Here is a 23769-nt window from a genome sequence, read left to right on the forward strand (position 1 = left end):
AACATAACGACATGGAGGGTACGTATGAGCTTTTTTAAGAAGTTAAAAGAGAGCATTTCCAGCAAAACGGAAAACGTAACAAAACAGTTCCGGGACGGACTCGAGAAAACTCGGAAGGGATTTATCGAGAAAGTGTCGGACCTGGTCATTCGCCGGAAAAAGATCGATGAAGAATTTTACGAGGAATTGGAAGAGATTCTGATTGGTGCTGACGTCGGCGTCAATACGGTGATGGATCTGATGGACGATCTTCGTGCCGAAGTAAAGAAACGGCGGATTGAGGACGCTGCCGATCTGCAGCCGGTCTTGTCCGAGAAACTGATGGGACTCCTTCGTGATGACAGCAGCAATGAGCTGAGGGAGAATCCGGATGGAATTACGGTCATTCTGTTTGTCGGCGTTAACGGAGTCGGCAAAACCACCACGATTGGTAAGCTGGCACATCGTTACAAGCAGGAGGGTAAGAAGGTTTTGCTCGCCGCTGGCGACACATTCCGTGCAGGTGCGATTGAACAGCTGGAGGTATGGGGAGAACGGGTTGGCGTTGAAGTCATTAAACAGCAGCCCGGCTCAGACCCGGCAGCTGTTATGTTCGATGCGGTTCAAGCAGCCAAGCAACGGCAAGCGGATGTTCTGCTCTGCGACACGGCGGGACGCCTTCAGAACAAAACGAATCTGATGGAAGAGTTGAATAAAATCTTCCGCGTTATTCAACGCGAAATCCCGAGCGCTCCGCATGAGGTGCTGATGGTCCTTGATGCGACGACAGGACAGAATGCGCTAAGCCAGGCGAAGCTGTTCGGAGAGAAGAGCGGTGTGACCGGCCTCGTATTAACCAAGCTGGATGGCACGGCTAAGGGCGGCATCGTAATCGCAATTCGGCAGGAGTTGAATCTTCCGGTGAAGCTGGTAGGCTTGGGAGAGAAAATGGGCGATCTCCAGACCTTTGACTCGGAGCAGTTCGTTCATGCCCTCTTTGCGGGTTTGATTAAAGAAGAAGAGAATGCCGCAGAACAACAAGGCTAGGCACTTGTCTAGTCGCTATGTATACAAAAGGACCGAAAGTATAACTTTCGGTCCTTTTCCATGTTCGGTTCAATCTACGGGCACATGCATTTTTATGAAGAGACGATTCGAACGAACTCAATCGAACGAAGCGGGATGATGGCAGTATCTGTAGGAGGACCATAGATGATGGGTGGTACTTTTAAGGTGATGGTTCCCTCGCCCACTTCGGTCAGCGTGCCGATGATCACATCTCCCGACACCGTTACTTCTGTTTCCGAGCCGATAAATCCTTGCAGCCAATCCACGTAGCGCATATCGGTTAACCTCCTTGCCGTAATGAAAGTTTGAAGCTGACATTCCGTATCATCTGAAGGAATTACTGAACGGAAGTAATATTGGCAAATGGAATCAGCACAAGGTCGCCCGATGCTTCACGGAGCTGAACACCATCTTCAGCAGTAGCCAGAACGACTCCTTCCAGCGTAACAAACGTTGTGCTGACCCGTACTTGTTGGCCGGTACGGACTTCGAAAAATTGAATCAGCTCCGGATTAATCGTTAAACCCGTGAGAACCTGACTCTCCAGTGACTCTACCCGTTCGGTTAGTTGACTGGTTTCCTGGCTTAGAAGTTCGACCTGCCGTGTTAACATTTTGACTCTGCCGGCAAGTCTTCTGCAGAACAGGAAGCAACACATAGTCATTCTCCTTTCTGTATTACCAACGGTTGTGCTCCTCGATATGGTTCTTTAAATCCAGAAGCGAAGCGGTGCTTTCTTCCTCAGCTGCGCGGATCATGGGCATAATTCGCTCCACATGACCAGGGCCATATTTAAGGAAGGTTTCGGTTTTATCGATCAGCACATCAAGCGGCTGACGATAATCCGTAAAGTACTGACCGAGACGAAAAGAGCTCAGCAGGCTATGCACTTTGCTCATGGTGCTAAGCGCCAGTACAGGCTTGCCGCCGCGTAAAGCGGCTAGCGTCGGGTGAAGCTTGAATGATATCAGATAGTCCACGGATTGTATGAAGCCGTAGGTGAGCTCGATATCCATGAGAAACGGCAGCGTTTCAATGGAAGCGCCAGGGGTCAGCTCCCTTACCTTCTGCTGCAATTGCAGACAGGTGTTGTAATCGGAGTACGCGTTGCCCGGATGATGAATAACCGGAATAAGGACGGCATGATAACCTTTGGCGATAAGATGCCCCAGCAGTTTGGTCATGTTCTCCATCGGGAACGATTCATAGGAAAACACAACAACGCCAACGGTGGGGCGCTTAGAGAATCGTTTCACCGGGATATCGGGCTGACGATAGCCGAATACCATATCAGGGGCGGTTTCAACATTTCGGTGGAAGCCTGCCCGCCTGGCGATGGCCGACGATCGATCATCCCGGAATACCGCGCGGTTTGCCTTGGAGATTATCTCCCGGTAGGCGGATACCTGCTCCTCAGGCCAGGTGTGTTCCGGGTAGGCGTCCACGATGCCGACACCGTAGACCCAGGTAGGCTGTCCTTTGAGCTGCGGAGGGAAGTAATAGGAATTGAATGAGTAGGGTGTAATTAAATCGCCACCACCGATGATAAAGGCATCCGTCTGGCGGGGATCCAATCGGGAGTTCCATGGATAGACGTGATGATCGTGGAATACCTGGCGAAGGGTGTGAAGAAATAAATCATCACCGAAGTTTCCCATTCCATAGTACCCGGAAGCGGCAATATGCATTTACGTATCACCTCCTTTTCAAGCGTTGTCTAGCTCTTGCCTGTTTGCTGACACCAGGCTTCGAAGAGGCTGCGGTTACGCTGGCTGGTGCTGCTGCCATAAAGGACGCGATGATACAAGACGGCATCGACCTGAACCGGTGAGCTGTGCTTAAGAAGCCTGGCGGTGACATCGATATCTTCGAAGATACGCCCGAGACGATCCTCCCGATTCCACCAGCCGCCAATGGCGATTAAGGATGACTTGCGATACATTCGAGGGACAAGCGGGTGCCCATGTTGGGTCGTTCGATTTAAGGAAGCAGACCAGGACGAATAAAGATGGCCGGAATCAACGTTTCTTCTCCATAGGGGACCGAACTGCCTGGTTCGTTCCCAGCATCCATACCGCCCCGTGGCCATCCTGCCGTCCGGATTCTGGTCAAGCGCGTCAGACAGGAGTTCAATCGCATCCGGTGCCAGCCAGTCATCTCCATCCAATTCCAGAATATATCGACCCTTTGCTTCAAATAACAGCCGATTCATCATGATCGCCTTTCCGCGGTTACGCGATTGGGACAGGACCCGGATTCTGCTGTCAAGATAAGCGCAGGCTTCCTCCAGACTGTCGTCCTCCGAGCCGTCATCGCCTATTAGCAGCTCCCACTTATCGCTTGATTGAGCCAACACGGAACGGATGCTCCACCCTAAAGTGTCCTTCATATTATGAATGCTCATCAGAATGGAGATGACAGGCTGCGGAGGAATTTCAGGGGATAAAGCCCCTTTCGAACTGGCGGTTTTCCCTCGCATTCTTGTTGCGGACAGAATAGGGAGAATATACTCCAGATCCTTTTGATACGGAGGATTTTGCGTCGGGTCCAGATGCATCGTAAGGCTTGGATCGGCGGGCAGCAGATCGTAAGGCAGAAATTTAGCAGCCGGAAGCCTGTTATCCCAGCGGGTGAGAGCAGCAAGCAGCCAGGTTTTTCTCCAATACAGAGGGGCGCCGTTCATGCATATACAGGCAATACGATCTGGAATATGGGGTGGTATCGGAATGGAATGCTGTGCGCTTTTATGGGAAAAAGACAAGGTACCGCTCCATAGAATCCACTCATGATCTATTTGTGAGATTTCCTGAATGATGTGTTCACGGTAGGCTGTCGTATCGATGTCCCTGTAGCCGAATGGCTGGGTACGGATTCTGGCATAGGGTTTCAATGGTGGTTCATGCCTTTGTCCAGGATGGCCTGGCGGATCACTTGATCGGCTTTCAATCCGCGTTCAACCCAGCGATTCTCTCTGGCGTAGGCAATGCGGGCCAATTTATGCTCTTCCGTGTCCGGCTGATGGAGCATGGAGGACAGCTTGCCCAAGAAATCATCATGGGTGGTCGCTGTAGTAACATGCGGCTCCATGGCGATGCATTCCGGCAGAGCCGTCGACAATACCCGGACACCGGATGCCAGATACTCGTATGCTTTGACTGGATTGGTTGCCAGCGTAATCGGATGATATTGGAAGGGGATCAATGCAACGTCTATATGAGTCAGATAACGCTTGAGCTCCTGGTGTGGCTTTTCACCAAGTATATGCACATTGGGGAGCTTCGAATAATCGCCGGAGCTGCCGTAAGGAGCTCCAATGGAAACGAATTGGACGTTCGGAAAACGAAGGGCCGCCTTAGCGAACAGCTCATGATCTACCCAATAAGCCCAGGCGCCGATATAAGCGACAACAGGACCCGGAGGGAGATCGGTGGGTCTTTCACTGAATGGAATATGGAAAAATGAAGAGTCTGCGCCATTCGGGATCAGGGTAAGCGGTTTATCCGGATATGCCAGGGACAACCGGGTGTGAATCACCTCTGCGGTACATACGACATGGTCCGCTTCATCAATCATTTTGGGTTCATATTTTGCCCAATGCGGAAATTCATCACAGCAGTCGTAGATGGTGACGTCGGGTTTGAAGAGTGTGGAAATGCGCGTACGGAGCTTAGACCAGGTCGTCCAGACGACAATCGGATGTTCTTTGCGAAGGGCAGGCAGCTTTTTGTGCAAAAAGGTTTTGGTATCTGTGAACAGGAACACATTCGGTTCAATTTCTTTGAATTCCTTATCCAGCGGTGCCAGGTTTTCGAAGAAAACCTGATGACCAAGCGCGCCCAATTGAGCCATAAGCTGCTGCGGTCTCTGTTTCATATACGACCAGTTCATCGTTCTCGGATAAATGATAACAGCCAAGAGGTTTCCTCCTTTCTTTGTACTCGGGATAATATATGCGTTGCTAGCTTCATAGAATTGGACGAATAAGCCGAATCGCAGAAAAATGGTTGATTTCTACAAGCTTGCTCATGACCGGAACGAATCTATCAACTTTCCATATAATGCTTAAGATATGAGGTTTCAGATCTATCTTCTCATATAAAACGAGGGGGAGTGAAGGTTCGTGAAACATAAAAATGTTCTGGTTATATTCGGAACGCGTCCGGAAGCGATTAAAATGGCACCTTTGGTCAAGGAATTGGAGTCAGCCCCGGGATTAACTCCAATCGTATGCGTAACCGCCCAGCACCGGGAGATGCTGGACCAGGTGCTTCGTTTTTTTGAAATCCAGACGCAAACGGATCTGAATATCATGAAGGAAGGGCAATCCTTATACAATTTGAGCGCTGACCTGCTAAAAGGGATGGAGAAGGTATTCCAAGCGAGAAAATATGATCTAGTGCTGGTCCATGGAGATACCACAACGGCATTCATTGGTGCTTTGGCAGCTTATTACGCAAAGGTTCCGGTGGGACATGTGGAAGCAGGGCTGAGGACGTATGACAAATACGCGCCGTTTCCAGAGGAGATGAATCGCGAGTGGATCGGCAGGGTGGCGGATATGCATTTTGCCCCGACGGCGCTGTCGGCAGCAAATCTCAAAGCCGAGAATCGTTCGGCTCACGTGTATGTAACGGGAAACACGGGAATCGATGCAATGAAGTGGACGCTAAAGGCTCCTTTTAAACATCCGATACAGAACAAGTTACGGCAAGATAGCCGCTTAATACTGATGACCATGCATCGGCGGGAGAATTGGGGAGCACCGATGAAAGGGGTATTTGAGGCTGTGAAGCGGGTGATCCAGAAGCACCCTGACATTGAAGTGATATATCCGGTTCATCCGAACCCTGTACTACAGGAGGCGGTCGCGCAAGAGCTTGAGGGGCACGAGCGAATCCACTTGACCGAACCGCTCGATGTCGTTGATCTCCATCATATCATGCAGCGTTCCTATCTGGTCTTGACGGATTCCGGCGGCATACAGGAGGAAGCGCCGTCACTGGGGAAGCCGGTTCTGGTACTGAGGGATAAAACCGAACGCCCGGAAGGGGTCACAGCAGGTACCCTAAAATGCGTTGGTACGGAGTGTGAAGCGGTTCAGGCAGAAATAGAGCGGCTGCTGACGGATAAGGAAGCGTACCACAGCATGGCCAGAGCCCATAATCCGTTTGGCGACGGCACCGCGTCCCGCCAAATCGTCAGCGCCATCCATCGATTCTTTCAATCGCAGAGGGGCTGATATAGGGGACGGCTTTGATTTTGCATGCCCGAAGGGCGTATAATGAAGTATAAGTCGGGTTCAAAAAGTCAGTTTTTTTGAAATAACCTCTATAAGATTTCAAGCGAAAGGATACCTGTTATGGCCAATACTTACACTTATCCACGCAGAGAAGAGATAGCGAATGCAATAACGCATGGCATAGGAGCGGCGCTTAGCGTTGCTGCGCTGGTGCTCCTAATCGTATTTTCAAGTTTGAAAGGCACAGCCTGGCATGTGGTGAGCTTCACGATCTATGGCTCAACGATGCTCCTGCTGTATCTGAGCTCCACGCTCGTGCACGGTTTGAGAGACGGGAAAGCCAAGGATTTCTTTGAGTTTATGGATCACTCTTCCATTTACTTGTTCATCGCAGGGACTTATACGCCATTCCTGCTGGTTGCCATCCGGGGATCGCTGGGCTGGAGTCTCTTCGGGATCGTATGGGGCATTGCGCTATTCGGTGTCGTGTTTAAAGCATTCTTCGTCAAGAAGTTTCTGTTCCTCTCTACGATATTCTACATTGCGATGGGCTGGCTGATCGTTATTGCCTGGAATCCGTTAACGGCGGTTGTAGCGCCTCAAGGGATGAATTTGCTTGCCATTGGCGGCGTGTTGTACACGCTGGGTACCATATTCTATGTGTGGCGGGGCTTCCCGTACCATCATGCTATCTGGCATTTGTTTGTGCTGGCGGGGTCGATCCTCCACTTTTTTGCGATACTGATATACCTTCTTCCTATCGGTTGAACGGGTAGGAAGAAGGCTTCCTGTACATGAAGAAGGATGACAAGGGAAATGGCTTGACATCCTTCTTTGTTTTTTGTATGATAAGGTTCGTTAAGCGAACTGTAAAGTGTTTTTCCTTGACGAGGGGGTGCCCTTAAATGAGTCAGGAGAATCGGCTCGAGAAGACGAACCGGATCAATTTGCTGTTCGATTTCTATGAGCAGCTGCTGACAGAGAAACAGCAGACCTTTTTGAAATATTATTTCCATGATGATTTTTCCCTTGGAGAAATCGCTGGTGAATTTGAGATTAGTCGTCAGGCCGTCTATGAGCATATTAAGCGCGCAGAACAGGTCCTCGAGTCCTACGAAGAGAAGTTGGGGCTCCTGAGCAAGCATGAAACGCGCATCCGGGAGCTGGATAAGTTTCGGGTAATGGTGGAGCGTAGCGACCTAGGTGAACATGATAAGAATGTAATGACCGATATGGTCGAACGATTAAAAGTATGGGATTAAGTATGAACGGAGGTGGCGGATATGGCGTTTGAAGGATTGACCAGCAGACTACAGAATGTGTTCAGCAAGCTTCGTGGTAAAGGCAAGGTGTCCGAGGAAGATGTAACAGCCGCCATGCGTGAAGTCAGACTCGCGCTTCTCGAAGCCGACGTTAACTTCAAAGTGGTTAAGGATTTCGTATCCAAAGTAAAAGAGAAGGCCATCGGCAAGGAAGTGATGGACAGCTTTACGCCCGGCATGGTGATCATTGACATCGTTAATAAAGAACTGACGGAGTTGATGGGAGGAAGCCAAGCCAAACTGGCGAAGAGCAACAAGCCGCCAACAGTTATTATGATGGCCGGTTTGCAAGGTGCCGGTAAGACAACGACTTCGGGTAAGCTGGCCAAGCTGCTTCAGAAGCAGAACAGCCGACCGCTGCTCGTTGCCGGCGATATTTATCGTCCAGCGGCGATCAAACAGCTCGAAGTACTCGGCAGTCAGATCAACGTACCGGTGTTCTCGCTAGGAGACAAGACAAGCCCGGTTGAAATCGCAAAACAGGGCCTCCAGCATGCCAAAGATAACGGTCACGATTATGTCATTATCGATACCGCCGGCCGTCTTCATGTCGATGAAGAGCTGATGGAAGAATTGAAGCAGATTCACAGCGTAGTGAATCCTGATGAAGTCCTGCTTGTCGTTGATGCGATGACAGGTCAGGATGCGGTGAATGTCGCGGAAAGCTTCAATCAGCAATTGACGCTCACGGGCGTCGTACTGACGAAGCTGGACGGCGATACCCGAGGCGGTGCCGCCCTCTCGGTTAAGGCCGTTACCGGATGTCCGATCAAATTCGCCGCACTTGGCGAGAAGATTGATGCGCTCGAACCGTTCCATCCGGAACGAATGGCATCGCGGATTCTCGGCATGGGCGATATGCTGTCGCTTATCGAGAAAGCACAATCGAACATTGATGCAGACAAGGCCAAGGAAATGGAACGTAAAATGCGTAATGCCGAATTTACGTTTGAGGATTTCCTGGAGCAGATGGATCAGGTCAAGAAGCTCGGTCCCCTGGATCAGCTGATGGATATGATTCCCGGCATGGGCAAGATGAAGCAAGCCAAGGATCTCAAGGTGGACGAGAAGCAGATGGGACGCATTGAGGCTATTGTTCACTCCATGACAACTGCGGAGAAGCAGCAGCCTGACATTATCAATCATAATCGTCGTAAACGGATTGCGGCGGGCAGCGGAACCTCGCTGGCTGAAGTGAACCGGCTCATCAAGCAGTTTGACGAAATGCGCCGCGTGATGAAACAGTTCTCGGATATGATGGGTCCTAAAGGCGGCAAGAACAAGGCCATGAAACAGCTGAAAGGCTTGACTGGCGGAAAAGGCATGAAATTCCCGTTTCGTTAAGTCACGGTGATATCGAATGGACATTTTTTGAAGGAGGTGAATTTTCAAATGGCAGTACGTATTCGTCTGAAACGCATGGGTGCTCACAAGGCTCCTTTCTACCGCGTGGTGGTTTCTGATTCCCGTTCCCCGCGTGATGGCCGTTTTATCGAGGAAATCGGTTATTACAATCCGGTTGCTCAACCGGCTGAAGTTAAGATCGATGAAGAGAAAGCACTGAACTGGCTTCAAAATGGTGCGCAAGCATCTGACACGGTTCGCAACTTGCTTAGCAAAGCGGGCGTAATGAAGAAGTTTCATGAGCTGAAGCATCAGAAATAAGACTGATCGCGAGGGTTATCTATGGAAGAATTAGTTCGCGTTATTGCTAAGGCTTTAGTGGATCATCCAGAAGATGTGACTGTGAAGACCGTTGAGAAGGAGCACTTGATTGTATATGAGCTGTACGTGCATCCTGACGATGTCGGGAAGGTCATAGGCAAACAAGGGCGTATCGCCAAATCATTGCGTACAGTCGTAACATCGGCGGCGGTTAAAATGGATAAACGGGTGACCGTTGATATCATTTCTTAAAATATACGAAAGGGGGTTAGGATGCATGTCCTAGCCCTTTTTCGTACATGCTGAAGAAATCAGCCGGTCATGCTAGTGTGAACGTTCATTAAGTGATGCAGGAGGAAGACCATGTCTGAAAAGTTGTTTACTGTAGGGAAAATCGTGAATACGCACGGCATCCGTGGGGAAGTTAAAGTCATGCCGCATACGGATTTTGCCGACCAGCGATTTGCTCCAAAGAGCCAGCTGTACATTGTCCCTGAGAAGGGAAGCAAGATTGAAGTAACGGTGGATACATCCCGTTTTCATAAAAACATGTATATCCTTAAGTTCAAAGAGCTGCACGGCATCAATGATGCTGAGAAATATAAGGGCTCGCTGCTGAAAATTACACCGGATCTTCAGGAGGAGCTTCCGGAGGACGAGTACTATTTCCATGAGATTATTGGCTGCAAGGTGCTGACCGACGAAGATCCAGCCGAGGAACTAGGTACGATCTCCGAAATTTTGACGCCGGGCGCTAACGATGTATGGGTTGTCAGAACGCCTCAGGGAAAAGAAATTCTCCTTCCGGCCATACCGGATGTCGTACTTGATGTAGACAAGGAAGCGAAGCTTGTCCGCGTGCATCTCATGGAAGGGTTGTTATAGTCCATGCGGATTGATGTGCTGACGCTGTTCCCCGAGATGTTCGATGGTGTGTTTCATTCCAGTATTCTGGGGAAAGCGGCCGAAAAACAAATTGTGAGCTTGAATGCCATCAACTTCCGCCAGTATGCGGGAAACAAGCATGGTCAGGTCGATGATACACCATATGGCGGCGGTGGAGGAATGGTGTTAAAGCCGGACCCGATTTTTGCTGCGGTGGAGGATATTCTTGCTTCCAATGGGAATGAGATCGCGAATCATGATGATGTGGCTAATCCTGCAGGGGAGTTACCGGCGGAAGTCTCCGGAACAGCCAAGCCTCCGCGAGTCATTCTGATGTGTCCGCAAGGAGAGACTTTCACGCAGAAGAAGGCGGAAGAATTATCACAGGAAGACCATCTGGTGTTTATATGCGGGCATTACGAAGGTTACGATGAACGAATTCGTGAGTTTCTTGTTACCGATGAGTTGTCCATCGGAGATTATGTGCTCACCGGTGGAGAGCTGCCGGCGATGGTTGCCATCGATTCTGTAGTCCGATTACTTCCGGGTGTACTCGGCAATGAAACCTCGGCGGTCACGGATTCATTCAGCACAGGTTTGCTTGAATATCCGCACTATACACGTCCTGCTGAGTTTCGCGGCTGGAAAGTGCCGGATATCCTGCTAAGTGGCCATCATGCGAATATCGACGTGTGGCGTCGGGAACAAGCGCTTAAGCGGACATGGGAGCGTCGCCCGGAATTGTTAGACAAGCTTGAATTGTCCAAACAGGATCAAGCGTATATAGACAAGCTACAGCGAGAAGCGGGATACTCATAAGTTTTTTTGCTCAATCGAAGAACAGATCTGTGAGCACAGGTCTGTTCTTTTTTTATTCCTTTAACGAACCGGTTTCACGCTTGCACCAGAACAAAATTCGTATGAATTGAATAGTGTGATAAATAGGCGTTTGCGGATGTATGAGATCGTAAGGGGTGAAATCGATTGAGGCAAGAAAGAAGGAAGCGTAGGGACAGCAAGGCTGTCATTCAGGGACTTACACCTGGACGAATCCGTGTAGGAAGGAACCAAGCCACTCGATTCGTTACATTGATCCGTCAATTAACGTCACTGTTACGCGCGTTTGTGGAACAGCCGGTTAACGAGAATTTCACGCTTATCAAAATACAATTGCAGACCCTTAATGACCTGGTCTCGGGAATGAGGTTTTCGCTGCGAGAACGGCGGGGGCTTAGCCAGGCCGTGCAGCAAATTGCAAGGATTTCCAATGCGGACAATCTGGAAGGCATCTTAACAAGATTGAACGAAGTCATGACGTTGTTTCAATCATATGGAGAACGAATTGGAGTCGGGGGCGAGATTGGTACGGATATCGCGGCTTCACAACAAGGTATTCAATATAGGCTGGAGAATGCGGTTCCGAGTGCGGATGCTGTGCCGCTGGTCAATTTAATGAACAATCTGCCTTTTTATATTATGAATGCAACGACGAATCCAGGGGCAGCGTCGCGCCAGCAGCTTGCAGAAGTACTCCAAGGAATTAACCGGCAGGCTGCGAGATTAGGGAGTACCGGACCGCAGTTAAGTAGGCTGCAAGCAGCAACGGATGGAATTCAAGCTTCGCTTCTGAATGGAGCTTCGCCGGAGCTTTTGAATGAACAGCTCACTAATTATACTAATGCTCTTTCAGGAGCGGTATCGACGTCAAACATTCCAGTGACTGTCCAACAAGCTGCCGTTCAATCTCTGGCAGCTGTATCAAGGACGAGCGCTGTGAGCGTTCAGGGTCTCACAATCCAGGAAACCCTAGAAAGCGTGCCGGGTAACAGTCAGCCGGGCGTAACAGGAGCGACAGGACCAACGGGTGCAGCAGGAGCGACGGGAGTTACTAGACAGACAGGTGCAACCGGATCGACCGGGTTGCCTGGCGTGCCGGGGGCAACCGGACCAACAGGTACGGAAGGACCGCCTGGGGCGCCTGGCGGGATTACAGGAGCGATCGGAGCGACAGGTGTAACGGGTGCGACAGGAGGAACAGGAGCCACCGGAGCAACTGGAGTAACTGGTGAAACTGGTGTTACGGGATCCACAGGTGCAGTCGGAGCGACAGGAGTTACAGGTCCGGCTGGAGCAACCGGGCCCACGGGAGCTACAGGCGTGAGAGGAGTAACCGGAGCTACAGGAGGGACAGGTGCAACAGGTCCGACGGGTGCTACGGGAGTAACTGGAGCGACAGGTGTTACGGGAGCAGCAGGAGCAACGGGCGCAATAGGTGAAACTGGTGTTACGGGAGCGACAGGGGCAACAGGAGTTACGGGAGCAACTGGTGAAACAGGAGGCACAGGTGTTACGGGAGCAACAGGAGTCACAGGCATAACGGGAGCAACAGGTCCGGCTGGCGCTACAGGAGTAACGGGAGTAACAGGAGCAACTGGAGAGACTGGAGCAACGGGCGCAACTGGTGAAACTGGTGTTACGGGAGCGACAGGGGCAACAGGTGTAACAGGAGACGCCGGAGCAACAGGTGCAGCAGGAGCAACGGGAGCAACAGGTCCGACCGGTGCTACGGGAGCAACAGGAGAAACAGGAGAAACTGGCGTGACAGGAGTCACAGGAGCGACAGGGGCAACTGGTGAAACAGGAGTCACAGGAGCAGCAGGAGTAACCGGAGCCACGGGTGCAATCGGAGCGACAGGTCCGGTCGGTGTTACGGGAGCAGCAGGAGCAACTGGAGCGACAGGAGGCACTGGAGCAACGGGGGTAACCGGAGCAACTGGGGTAACGGGAGTAACGGGGGTGACCGGAGCAACTGGGGTAACGGGAGCAACAGGAGTCACAGGTGCAACTGGAGAGACTGGAGCAACGGGAGCAACAGGAGAAACTGGCGTGACAGGAGTCACAGGAGACGCCGGAGCAACAGGTGCAGCAGGAGTTACGGGAGCAACAGGTCCGACCGGTGCTACGGGAGCAACGGGGGCAACAGGTGCCACGGGAGCAACGGGAGTTACGGGAGCGACAGGCGTGACAGGACCAACGGAAGCAACAGGAGCAACTGGGGTAACAGGAGCAACAGGTGCAATCGGAGCAACAGGAGCCACTGGAGAGACCGGTGCAACAGGAGTAATGGGAGCGACAGGTGTGACAGGAGCAACCGGGATCACCGGAGTAACAGGAGCTACGGGAGCAACAGGTCCGATTGGCGCTACGGGAGTAACTGGGGAACCCGGAGCAACAGGTTCGACGGGAATAACTGGTGAAACAGGAGCTACAGGACCAACGGGAGCGACGGGAGTATCTGGAGCCACAGGTGTAACGGGAGCCAGAGGTGTAACAGGAGCCACTGGAGCAACAGGAGAGACTGGTGCAGCTGGCGTGACGGGAGAAACTGGTGCAACAGGAGCCACAGGAGCAGCAGGAGAGACAGGTGCAACAGGACCAACGGGTGCAACCGGAGCAACGGGGGCGACTGGGGAGACTGGTGCAACTGGCGTAACGGGGGCTACGGGAGTAACAGGAGCAACTGGTGAAACAGGTGTTACGGGGGCAACAGGAGCCACCGGAGCCACGGGAGCAACGGGCGCACCAGGAGCCACCGGGGTCACGGGAGCGACAGGTGCCACGGGGGCAACGGGAATAGCAGGAGCAACGGGTGTTACAGGAGCCACCGGAGCAATGGGTCTGACGGGCGCAACGGGAGCAACTGGTGAAACAGGAGTCACAGGGGCAACTGGAGCTACTGGAGGGACAGGAGCAACAGGCCCAACCGGAGCAACCGGTGCAGTAGGTGCTACAGGAGTAAGGGGAGCAACCGGAGCGACAGGGATTACTGGAGCCACAGGTCCGGCAGGCCCAACAGGTCCAACCGGTCCAACCGGGTCTACAACCCTTGTGGGTGGTAGTGTCATCTATGCCAGTAACGGAGTCGCTCAAAATGTGGCTACCAATTCACCGGTTACTTTTTCAACAAGCACACTTCAAGGTGTAACCTTTAACGGTACCACGACGCTGACCATCGTGACAGCTGGCTTCTATTACTTTGACTGGCAGATTTCGCTCGAAACGGGTTCGACAGCGCCTAATACTTTCGGAATCGTTGTTAACGGTAATACGACAAATACGGCGAACATGAACTCGAATTCAACCAACGCCGAAGTTTCAGGATCTGCCGTTATCAATTTAAGTGCAGGCAATACCATTGGGCTTTATAATTTATCGCCGGTCAGTAAATCAATAACTGCACCGCAAACCGCTGCAAGAATTTCTATCTTTAGAATCGGCTCATAGCGTCTGTTGTATACTTCAATGTCATTTTTAAAAATGGCTGATGCATCGTCTCCTTTGGTGGGTAATAAGTATTTGGAGAAACACTTGAGAGACTGGGAGGCATCTTGTGATGACAGAACATCGACAACAACAGGAAGCAAAAATAGAAGAAACAAACCATACAGAAGTCCAATTTCAAACGGTAGACGATATTCTTGAGTACTATGGCAAGCGCCACAAAGGTTTGCACGACTCGAAAGAAAGCGTAAATTAAGTAGTTCAGCCTAACCGCTTCCTCGCATGATTTTTCATGCTGGAAGTGGTTTTTTATGAACGAAAGCTCGGTGAAAAGACTGGTTTAACCATGAGGGTGTAAAGATAAAACACTTGATTCGGACTGCGAAATATGTTATTATTTCTTTTGTTGTGAATACGGTGGTCCGCTGCGGATAATGAAGGAAATACATAAAGTTTCCGGAAGATGCAAGAACACCTGTGTGAGAGGAGGGAGTCATAGATGAATATCGTTCAAGCGATTACTCAAGAACAACTTCGTAAAGATATTCCGAGCTTTCGTCCTGGTGATACTTTAAAAGTACACGTTAAGGTTATCGAGGGAACTCGTGAGCGTATCCAGTTGTTTGAAGGTGTAGTAATTAAACGTCGCGGTGGCGGAATCAGTGAGACTTTTACCGTTCGTAAAATTTCTTACGGTGTTGGTGTGGAAAGAACTTTCCCAATCAACTCGCCTAAAATCGATAAAATCGAAGTGGCTCGCCGTGGTAAAGTGCGTCGTGCGAAGCTTTATTATCTTCGTGAACTGCGCGGTAAAGCAGCGAGAATTAAAGAAATTCGTCGTTAATTACAAGGCGGTAGAAAGGGGCTTGTGCGAATATACAAGCCCCTTTTGTATATCCAAAAATCGTTATCATGCGAAAGCGATCTATAGGGAAGGACGGTGGGTTATGGAGAAAGATCAACACCAGGAGGCCATTGAAACCAACGTGGGGAAACCGGCCAAAAAGGCTAAGAACGAGCTTGTAGAATGGCTGAAGGCTCTTCTCATTGCTCTGGTTCTCGTCGTTCTCATTCGCTGGCTTCTCTTTAAACCGTTTATTGTGCAGGGTCCATCCATGGAACCTAACTTTGTATCCAATCAGAAGCTGATCGTCAACGAGATTTTATATGATATCCGCAAACCCGAGCGTGGAGAAGTTATCGTGTTCCATGTTCCTGATGAGGGCAGGGATTTCATTAAACGCGTGATCGCAGTTGCTGGTGATACGGTTAAAGTTGAAGGCGATAAAGTGCTTGTCAATGGGGAGCCTGTGAATGAAACCTACATACAGGAAGCAATTGATCAAGCGCATGCTGAAAACAGATTATACAATAACACGGACTTCCCGAACTCGTTCGTTCAGGACGGCGTTGTGCCAGAGGGCCATGTGTTTGTGATGGGGGATAACCGCTCCAACAGCACGGACAGCCGTATGATAGGATATGTTCCTTTGGGGGATATTATCGGGCGAGCAGACTTGATCTTCTGGCCGATTAAAGACATAGGGCTCATCAACCATTAGCCATGGCGCTATAGAAACGATGAAAGTTTGCAGAGCAAAGTAGAGGTGACGACGTTGACAATACAATGGTTTCCCGGACATATGACCAAAGCGCGCCGCCAAATTCAGGAGAAGCTGAAGCTGATCGATGCTGTAATTGAACTGATCGATGCGAGGCTTCCGCTCTCAAGCCGAAATCCCATGATTGACGAGATTTTGCAGGGCAAGCCGAGGCTCATTATTATGAACAAAGCCGATTTGGCAGATCCTGAGGTAACAAGGCAATGGCAAGCCCATTTCAAAGAAAACGGCTTAACCGCCTTCCCTGTAGATGCATCCACGGGGACAGGTGTTAAGGATATTCCGAATCAGATCAAGCTGCTGCTGAAAGAGAAGATTGACAAACAAATCGCCAAGGGCATGAACCCGCGAGCTATGCGGGTATTGATCGTGGGGATTCCGAATGTAGGCAAATCCACGCTGATTAACCGGCTTGCCGGCCGGAACATCGCCGAGACGGGAGACCGTCCGGGTGTCACCAAAGGGCAGCAGTGGATTAAGGTTGCCGGCGGTGAGATGGAATTACTGGATACACCCGGTATCCTGTGGCCAAAGTTCGAGGATCAGAATGTAGGGTACCGCCTGGCGGTCACCGGCGCCATTAAAGAGGAAATATTGAATGTAGAGGATATTGCTTTTTTTGCGATCAAATATTTCTCCAACTATTATTGGGAATCGATGAGCGAGCGCTTTGAACTTAAGGAGCGCCCCACGGATCTGGATAACCCGGATGAAATTGTCGCTGTCATGGAAGCGATCGGAAAAAAACGCGGCTGTATCGTAAGCGGCGGAAGAGTCGATCTGGAAAAAGCCTCAAGCATTTTCCTGCGTGAGCTTCGCGCAGGTAAACTAGGGCGATATTCCATGGAATCGCCTTATTGAATCGTTAACGGAGAATGGGAGGATGAACTGCCTCTCACTCCAGCTCAACTCGAAAGAACCGTTCTGCCCGAATACCGGGAGAACGGTTCTTTTTTTAATAAAAGGATAAACATCGGAAGCAGGACCACATTATCGGCAGAAAAAACGTTCTTTCATCGTGCTCCGACCTTCTGTGCAAGTATATCGCAGCGTCTTTCTTGTGGGTAAGCGGGAAGTCCATGATGGAGCTTCAAGCCCTTCTCCTTCTGCAATCCCCTAGTCTGTTTTTTCGGTCGATGCCCTGAAGAGCGGTTTTGTTTGGATATGCGTGACTTGATAGGGTAACGCCGGTTCTTTCACCCGGGACAACAGCATGTTGGCCGCAGCAATTCCCATTTCATCGCTATAGATATGTACCGTTGATAAATGGGGTTCAACGATGCGCGATTCAGGCGCATTATCGAAGCCGCATACGGCAATGTCGCCGGGGATGGCGATATGGTTATTCTTCAAGGCTTTCATCACATTGACCGCAATAAAATCATTGGCGCATACAAAAGCGGACGGCATCTGTTTCATCTGTTTCAGCCGCTTCTCCATCCAGTCGGACTCGGAGAAAAACTCACGGTCCGGGTTTAGAACACATTGTTCCAGATCCAGCCGGATCCCCATTTCGGTCAAAGCCCGATTAAATCCCACCCAGCGTTCATTAAAGCTCTTGCAATGATGGATGTCCCCGATAAATCCCAAAGACATGTTGCCCTGCTCAATGAGCCGCCTGGTCATGTGGCAGGTGCTGTGTTCATTCTCCATCAGTAGTAAATCCGCCTGCAAGTCCGGGTAGAACATGTCAGCGGCACAATCGATAAATACGGTAGGAAGGCCGAGGCTTGTGAGCTCCTTGCTGTATTCCATATCAAATAACTCAATACAGATGATTCCATCCACTTTGGAGGATTCAAAATTGTTCGGCAGCGTCCGAGAATTTCGATCGATGTCCCGGACAATATGAATGGACAGGTTATAGCCTTCCGCGCTGATTCGTTTCTCAAGCCCGCTGATTAAGCGCGAGCCAAAATGGGAGGTGCTCGGAAGATTCGCCGTAAGAAGAGCGATGTTTCCCGGGTTTTTAGTCAGCAGGTTGTCCGTCTCCATGAAGGCAAATTGTTTGTATTTCAGTTCGATCGCTTTTTTGATAACCCTGCTGCGCGTCTCGTCCGGAATACTTTCGCTGCCGTTCAAAGCTTTGGATGCCGTATTTCTGGAGATCCCCAGTGCATCCGCAATATCTTGAATTGTGACTTTTTCTTTCGTCATGTATCTGATTTCACCTCAAATGATCAACTTCATACCAGTCTCGTTGTTTCTTCCAGGCGCTATTGACCTGAATATCTTAAATCAAATGTATAATAGATTAGCTAAAATAGCAACCTCAAATTTACAAATGCACAATCGATTTAACATTTAAACAACCGTGATTTAGTTGAAATCGACTTTGTTATTCCATTACATTTGTTAAAACATCATCTAACAAGGATGGAAAGGGTGGGAATCCGTAATTTTACGTAATGAACGACATGGATTCCCCTTGTTTATGACCAATGGATGAAGTAAACGAACAATGTATATTGTCAATTGCACAAATATATTTTTACAAAAACGATTGACTGAAGTTACAACATTTGATAAATTGTAAAAGCAACATTCAACATAAGTGAAAAATGAAAGCCTTTTCTGTAAGCAATATGTAAACTTCTCTAGAAAGAACGGGGGAACAGGTTTGGAAAATTCAATGGAACCAGCTAACCAGGGGGCAGGGATAATCATAGAACGGAGTTCTGCGGGGCGAATGCTCGCTTTCATCAAGAAAAACTATTTCCTGTACATACTGCTAGCTCCAGCGCTTATATTGACCCTTATTTTCAAATACGTCCCGATGTACGGTGCCGTTATCGCATTTAAGGATTTCAGTCCCATTAAAGGGATTCTGGGCAGCGAGTGGGTTGGGCTCAAACATTTTGAAAAGTTTATCACCTCGCCGAATTTTGACGTCATTTTTATGAATACGCTTAAATTGAGTTTTTTTGGTCTGATCTTTAGCTTTCCGGTGCCGATCCTGCTTGCGCTCATGTTAAACCAGGTTCGCAAAGCGACGGTCAAGAAAAATGTTCAGCTGTTTCTATATGCACCCAATTTCATCTCGGTGGTCGTCATTGTCGGAATGCTGTTTATCTTCTTGTCGCCAACGGGGCCGATCAATCAATTGGTCATTTGGATGACGGGTAATCCGCTTATGTTTATGTCGCAGCCGGAATATTTCAGGTGGATCTATATCCTATCGGATATATGGCAGAGTGCCGGGTGGGCCTCCATCATCTATGTGGCTGCTCTTGCGAATGTGGACCCGGAGCTGCATAACGCGGCCAGCCTGGACGGAGCTAACCTGCTCCAGCGCATCCGTAATATCGATCTGCCCACAATTAGGCCCATTATGGCGATCGTCTTCATACTTGCGGCAGGGGGCATTATGTCGATTGGCTTTGAGAAGGCTTATCTGATGCAGACCTCCATGAATCTTCCCACTTCGGAAATTATCGCTACCTATGTATATAAGGTCGGCTTACAGTCAGGCGATTACGCGTACTCGGCAGCGGTTGGTTTATTCAATTCCATCATCAATGTCATTTTGCTCGTGACGGTGAACTTTATTGTCCGAAAACTCAATGAAGGCGAAGGCCTCTACTAGGAAAGGAGACATATTCATGGCCGTTAAACATTCACGCTTCGACCGCTTTCTGTTGTCATTAAATGCAATCTTTTTAACGCTAGCCGTACTGGTCGTGATCGTTCCATTGGTTTACATTGTCGTTGCTTCGTTCATGGATCCCACCGTGCTGCTGAATCAAGGACTCTCTTTTAAAATTTCCGATTGGAGCCTGGAAGGCTATCAGATGATCCTGTCCAATCCTGCGATGCTTCGCGGATTTGGCAATGCGGTGTTCTATTCAACAGCATTTGCACTTCTTACGGTCACGGTTTCGGTCTGTGCGGGATACGCCCTTTCGGAGAACCGGCTGGCCGGACGACACTTCTTCATGACGCTGTTCATTATCACCATTTTTTTCGGAGGCGGACTGATTCCTACGTACTTGCTCGTGAGGGAGCTTGGCATGCTCAATACGGTATGGGCCGTGATCATCCCGGGTGCGGTGAATGTGTGGAATATCATTTTGTCCAGAACCTTCTTCAAAGGGGTGCCGAATGAATTGAAGGAGGCTGCTAATGTGGACGGGGCTTCCGATATGAAGATCTTTGTCCGGATCGTTCTGCCGCTATCCAAGCCCATTATCTTTGTGCTCGCGCTGTATGCTTTTGTTGGCCAGTGGAACGCATTCTTCGATGCCATGATCTATCTGGACGATCCCAAACTGCACCCGCTGCAGCTCGTTCTTAGATCGATTCTGATACAAAACCAGGCTGCGCCCGGCATGATCAGCGACCAGCTTGCGATGGCGGAGCTGAAACGGCTTTCGGAAATGATTAAATATTCCGCTATCGTGATATCCAGCGTTCCGCTATTGATTATGTATCCGTTCTTCCAAAAGTACTTCGAGAAAGGTGTTATGGTTGGCTCTCTCAAATAGCGGGCCGCCTTCAACATAGTAATCCTAATACATGATTTGGGAGGTCATTGATATGAATAAGAAGGGATTCAAGAAACAAAACCGCAAAAAAGCGGTAACTCTGACAGCTCTGGCAGCCGTGCTGCTCTTGTCCGGGTGCGGCAAGGGCGGGGAAGCCTCAAATGAGTCGCCGGACGGTAAGGTCACCCTGAACGTCCTGACGCAAAGCTCGGCGCTGGCTCCTGCCGACCCTAACGAGAAGCTGATCAACAAGCGGCTGGAGGAGAAAACGGGCATTCACATCAAGTGGAAGAACTATACAAGCGATGTATTTGCGGAAAAACGCAATCTGGCCGTCGCGAGTGGCGATTTGCCCGACGCCATCTTTGATGCGGGGTACGGAGATTACGATCTGCTGAAGTTGGCAAAGGACGGAGTTATCATCCCCGTGGAAGATTTAATCGAACAGCATATGCCCAATTTAAAAAAAGTCCTGGAGGAAGCACCGGAATACGTCAACATGATTACGGCACCGGATGGACATATCTATTCTTTTCCATGGATCGAGGAGTTGGGTTCAGGGAAAGAGCGGATTCAATCGGTGGATAACTTCCCCTGGATTAACGTGGAGTGGCTCGACGCCTTGGGGCTTGAGATGCCAACCACCACGGAAGAGCTAAAAACTGTATTGAAAGCGTTCAAAACCCAAGATCCGAACGGCAACGGACAGGCGGACGAAATACCACTGTCCTTCATTAATAAGCCGGGGGGTGAGGATCTGACATTCCTGTTTGCTTCATTCGGCTTGGGCGAGAACTGGGATCACACCGTCGTTACGGATGACGGGAAGGTCGTGTTTACCGCCGCCGACGAGGGGTATAAGGAAGCCATAGCATTCATTCACGAATTATATGAAGAGGGATTAATCGACATCGAAGCATTCCAGCAGGATTGGAATACCTACCTGGCCAAGGGAAAGGACCACCGGTACGGCATGTATTTTACATGGGATAAAGCTAACATTACGGGCATGAACGAAACGTATGATCTGATGCCGCCGCTTGCAGGGCCAACCGGCGAGATCAATGTAACAAGGACGAACGGAATCGGTCTTGACCGGGGAAGATTGGTCATTACCAGCAGCAACAAGAAGCTGGAGGAAACGGCCAAATGGATTGACGCGATGTATGAACCGCTCCAATCGGTTCAGAACAACTGGGGAACTTACGGTGACGATACGCAGCAGAATATTTTTGAGCTGGATGAAGCCAAAGGGATGCTGAAGCATCTTCCGCTTGAAGGCACGGCTCCGGTAGAGCTTAGGCAAAAAACAAGCATCGCGGGGCCGCTTGCGATCCTGGACGAGTATTATGGAAAATACACCACGATGCCGGATGATGCGGCGTGGAGGCTCAAACTCATGAAAGACGTCATGGTCCCGCACATGAAAGCGGAGAATACATACCCGAAAGTGTTCTTCTCCATCGACGAGTTGGATCGCTTATCCACGATCGAAGCGGACTTGTTCCCTTACCTGGAAAGAATGCGCACCGAATGGTACCAGAATGGAAAGGTAGATCAGGAATGGGATGCTTACCTGAAGGAATTGGATCGACTTGGACTTCAGGAGTGGCTGACGATCAAGCAAACGGGATACGACAGAAACATGAAGTAACCGTGTGGAATGCAGCGGCCGCTCATGCATATCGTTGAAGTACGGCCGTAAACCCACATGATAACGATAATGAAGGAGATCACCGAATGACGAACACGGAACAGCAAAACTATCGAAATGCCTACCATTTTTCACCTCAGAAGAACTGGATGAATGATCCTAACGGCATGGTCTATTTTAATGGGGAATACCATTTGTTTTATCAGCATCATCCATTTGGCACCACATGGGGACCCATGCACTGGGGACATGCGGTCAGCAAGGATCTGGTTTCCTGGGAAGAGCTCCCCATTGCGTTAGCGCCCGATGAGCATGGCACGATTTTTTCAGGCAGTGCGGTTGTGGACTGGAACAATTCTAGCGGATTTTTCGACGAAGGGCCCGGGCTTGTGGCGATTTTCACTCACCATCATGATGCGCCGGGCGCGCAGCAAATGATTCAGTATCAAAGTCTGGCGTACAGCAAGGACGAAGGAAGAACCTGGACGAAGTATGAAGGAAATCCGGTCCTTAGCCATGACAGCTATATTGATTTTCGGGATCCCAAAGTGTTCTGGCATGAGCTGTCATCGCAGTGGGTGATGATTGTGGCGTGCGGACAGACGGTATGTCTCTATCGATCTTCCAATTTAATAGAATGGGTATTTGCCAGCGAGTTTGGAGAGGGCTTCGGATTTCATGATGGAGTATGGGAATGCCCCGATCTATTCCCTCTTACTACGGAGGACAATGAAATACGATGGGTCATGCTTGTCAGCATTGGCGATGATTCGGCTTTTGTCGAGGGCTCCAGAACGCAATATTTCATTGGAGATTTTGACGGAACAGCGTTTATTCCGGATAAGCGCTCCAAGGGTGATGTGCGGTGGCTGGATTACGGCAGGGACAATTATGCCGGAGTAAGCTGGTCCGACATTCCTGCAGCGGATGGCAGAAGGCTGTTCATTGGCTGGATGAGCAATTGGAAATACGCAAACTTGACACCAACGGATAGTTGGAGGGGTGCCATGACCTTGGTGCGGGAACTTAAGCTGGAGATGCTGGAAGGTGAGGTCATGGTAACGCAGCAGCCGATTCGTGAAATCGAGAAGTATCGTCATGAGGTGCTTTCCTTGCGTGATATAGCCGTGGATGAGGCTGCTGTCCGATTAGCGGCTGTAAGGCTGGAGAACTTCGAGATCCTTGTCCGCTTTGATCCAACATCTTCGCTTGGTTTGAAAGTAAGGGCAGGATTAGGCCAAGAAACGTTGGTCGGTTGGGATGCAAGGTTAGCCGAAGTATACGTGGATCGCAGCCGTTCAGGGCAAGCGGATTTCCATAAAGATTTCCCCGGCAAGCATGCGGCACCGTTAAAGACACCGGGCTCTATGCTGGAACTGCGGATCTTCGTGGACCGTTCGTCCGTGGAGCTGTTCGCGGATCGCGGGCAGGCGGTGATCACGGATTTAATTTATCCTGATGCTGCTTCAATGGGAATAACCGTATTTGCCGATGATAACCGGAAGGTTATAGAATCCCTCCATATCTATGAGGTTTCTTCATCTGGTGGCCAGTTAAAGTAATATGAATC

The 23769-nt window shown here is 49.9% G+C and carries 24 protein-coding genes; 18 read left to right on the top strand and 6 right to left on the bottom strand.

Going from position 1 to position 23769, the window contains the following annotated elements:
• Window positions 1–24 precede the first annotated feature (24 nt).
• Entirely contained in the window at window positions 25–1026 is a 1002-nt protein-coding gene (gene ftsY / locus AK95_RS11190) for a signal recognition particle-docking protein FtsY (RefSeq protein WP_071220046.1), read from the top strand.
• 92 nt (window positions 1027–1118) lie between these two features.
• On the opposite strand, the gene AK95_RS11195 is transcribed toward ftsY, so the two are convergent.
• The 5 genes from AK95_RS11195 to AK95_RS11215 form a co-directional block, all read right to left on the bottom strand.
• The gene (locus AK95_RS11195; RefSeq protein ID WP_071220047.1) at window positions 1119–1322 is read right to left on the bottom strand and encodes a hypothetical protein; all 204 of its coding nucleotides are present in this window, start codon (window positions 1320–1322) and stop codon (window positions 1119–1121) included.
• A gap of 62 nt (window positions 1323–1384) precedes the next feature.
• Window positions 1385–1705: a hypothetical protein gene (locus tag AK95_RS11200; RefSeq protein ID WP_071220048.1), complete on the bottom strand. Its 321-nt coding sequence runs from the start codon at window positions 1703–1705 to the stop codon at window positions 1385–1387.
• Between the two features lie 19 nt (window positions 1706–1724).
• On the bottom strand, window positions 1725–2735 hold the full coding sequence (locus AK95_RS11205; RefSeq protein ID WP_071220049.1) for a polysaccharide pyruvyl transferase family protein: 1011 nt from the start codon (window positions 2733–2735) through the stop codon (window positions 1725–1727).
• A 29-nt stretch (window positions 2736–2764) separates the two neighbouring features.
• The gene (locus tag AK95_RS11210; protein ID WP_071220050.1) at window positions 2765–3937 is read right to left on the bottom strand and encodes a glycosyltransferase family 2 protein; all 1173 of its coding nucleotides are present in this window, start codon (window positions 3935–3937) and stop codon (window positions 2765–2767) included.
• Window positions 3934–4962 (bottom strand): glycosyltransferase family protein, encoded by a 1029-nt coding sequence (locus tag AK95_RS11215; RefSeq protein WP_071220051.1) that lies wholly within the window; start codon window positions 4960–4962, stop codon window positions 3934–3936. Before AK95_RS11215 ends, AK95_RS11210 begins: the two co-directional genes overlap by 4 nt.
• Before the next feature lie 205 nt (window positions 4963–5167).
• On the opposite strand from AK95_RS11215, the gene wecB reads away from it, so the two are divergent.
• From wecB to ylqF, 13 genes are all read left to right on the top strand, one after another.
• Window positions 5168–6286, top strand: a complete 1119-nt coding sequence (gene wecB / locus AK95_RS11220; protein WP_201259376.1) for a non-hydrolyzing UDP-N-acetylglucosamine 2-epimerase — start codon at window positions 5168–5170, stop codon at window positions 6284–6286.
• A gap of 120 nt (window positions 6287–6406) precedes the next feature.
• Window positions 6407–7054 carry a PAQR family membrane homeostasis protein TrhA gene (trhA, locus tag AK95_RS11225; RefSeq protein WP_071220052.1) on the top strand — a complete coding sequence of 216 codons (648 nt, stop codon included), beginning with the start codon at window positions 6407–6409 and terminating at the stop codon, window positions 7052–7054.
• 137 nt (window positions 7055–7191) lie between these two features.
• Window positions 7192–7548: a putative DNA-binding protein gene (locus tag AK95_RS11230; protein WP_071220053.1), complete on the top strand. Its 357-nt coding sequence runs from the start codon at window positions 7192–7194 to the stop codon at window positions 7546–7548.
• A gap of 21 nt (window positions 7549–7569) precedes the next feature.
• The gene (ffh, locus tag AK95_RS11235; protein ID WP_071220054.1) at window positions 7570–8952 is read left to right on the top strand and encodes a signal recognition particle protein; all 1383 of its coding nucleotides are present in this window, start codon (window positions 7570–7572) and stop codon (window positions 8950–8952) included.
• Window positions 8953–9000: 48 nt separating this feature from the next.
• A complete protein-coding gene (gene rpsP, locus AK95_RS11240) occupies window positions 9001–9273 on the top strand; it encodes a 30S ribosomal protein S16 (RefSeq protein WP_006211361.1) in 273 nt (90 codons plus the stop codon).
• A gap of 21 nt (window positions 9274–9294) precedes the next feature.
• The gene (locus AK95_RS11245) at window positions 9295–9525 is read left to right on the top strand and encodes a KH domain-containing protein (RefSeq protein ID WP_006211360.1); all 231 of its coding nucleotides are present in this window, start codon (window positions 9295–9297) and stop codon (window positions 9523–9525) included.
• Between the two features lie 111 nt (window positions 9526–9636).
• Window positions 9637–10158, top strand: coding sequence for a ribosome maturation factor RimM (gene rimM, locus AK95_RS11250; protein ID WP_071220055.1), 522 nt, complete (start codon window positions 9637–9639; stop codon window positions 10156–10158).
• A gap of 3 nt (window positions 10159–10161) precedes the next feature.
• A complete protein-coding gene (gene trmD, locus AK95_RS11255; RefSeq protein WP_071220056.1) occupies window positions 10162–10977 on the top strand; it encodes a tRNA (guanosine(37)-N1)-methyltransferase TrmD in 816 nt (271 codons plus the stop codon).
• A gap of 165 nt (window positions 10978–11142) precedes the next feature.
• Window positions 11143–14442: a collagen-like repeat preface domain-containing protein gene (locus AK95_RS33825; RefSeq protein WP_162487567.1), complete on the top strand. Its 3300-nt coding sequence runs from the start codon at window positions 11143–11145 to the stop codon at window positions 14440–14442.
• A gap of 109 nt (window positions 14443–14551) precedes the next feature.
• The gene (locus tag AK95_RS34490) at window positions 14552–14695 is read left to right on the top strand and encodes a hypothetical protein (RefSeq protein WP_162939111.1); all 144 of its coding nucleotides are present in this window, start codon (window positions 14552–14554) and stop codon (window positions 14693–14695) included.
• Between the two features lie 243 nt (window positions 14696–14938).
• On the top strand, window positions 14939–15283 hold the full coding sequence (gene rplS / locus AK95_RS11265; protein ID WP_015736355.1) for a 50S ribosomal protein L19: 345 nt from the start codon (window positions 14939–14941) through the stop codon (window positions 15281–15283).
• 103 nt (window positions 15284–15386) lie between these two features.
• The gene (gene lepB, locus AK95_RS11270; protein WP_036663956.1) at window positions 15387–16001 is read left to right on the top strand and encodes a signal peptidase I; all 615 of its coding nucleotides are present in this window, start codon (window positions 15387–15389) and stop codon (window positions 15999–16001) included.
• Between the two features lie 54 nt (window positions 16002–16055).
• The gene (gene ylqF, locus AK95_RS11275; RefSeq protein WP_071220057.1) at window positions 16056–16922 is read left to right on the top strand and encodes a ribosome biogenesis GTPase YlqF; all 867 of its coding nucleotides are present in this window, start codon (window positions 16056–16058) and stop codon (window positions 16920–16922) included.
• A gap of 255 nt (window positions 16923–17177) precedes the next feature.
• Here ylqF and AK95_RS11280 read toward each other — a convergent pair whose 3' ends face one another.
• Window positions 17178–18218 carry a LacI family DNA-binding transcriptional regulator gene (locus AK95_RS11280; RefSeq protein WP_071220058.1) on the bottom strand — a complete coding sequence of 347 codons (1041 nt, stop codon included), beginning with the start codon at window positions 18216–18218 and terminating at the stop codon, window positions 17178–17180.
• 532 nt (window positions 18219–18750) lie between these two features.
• Here AK95_RS11280 and AK95_RS11285 point away from each other — a divergent pair.
• The 4 genes from AK95_RS11285 to AK95_RS11300 all read left to right on the top strand — a co-directional run bounded on the left by AK95_RS11285 (window position 18751) and on the right by AK95_RS11300 (window position 23761).
• On the top strand, window positions 18751–19647 hold the full coding sequence (locus AK95_RS11285) for an ABC transporter permease (protein ID WP_235613102.1): 897 nt from the start codon (window positions 18751–18753) through the stop codon (window positions 19645–19647).
• Window positions 19648–19663: 16 nt separating this feature from the next.
• Window positions 19664–20545, top strand: coding sequence for a carbohydrate ABC transporter permease (locus AK95_RS11290; protein ID WP_071220059.1), 882 nt, complete (start codon window positions 19664–19666; stop codon window positions 20543–20545).
• A gap of 52 nt (window positions 20546–20597) precedes the next feature.
• Window positions 20598–22199, top strand: coding sequence for an ABC transporter substrate-binding protein (locus AK95_RS11295; RefSeq protein WP_071220060.1), 1602 nt, complete (start codon window positions 20598–20600; stop codon window positions 22197–22199).
• An 86-nt stretch (window positions 22200–22285) separates the two neighbouring features.
• A complete protein-coding gene (locus tag AK95_RS11300; protein WP_071220061.1) occupies window positions 22286–23761 on the top strand; it encodes a glycoside hydrolase family 32 protein in 1476 nt (491 codons plus the stop codon).
• Window positions 23762–23769 lie beyond the last annotated feature (8 nt).

Source organism: Paenibacillus sp. LC231, from assembly GCF_001860525.1.
Taxonomy (GTDB): Bacteria; Bacillota; Bacilli; order Paenibacillales; family Paenibacillaceae; genus Paenibacillus_AQ.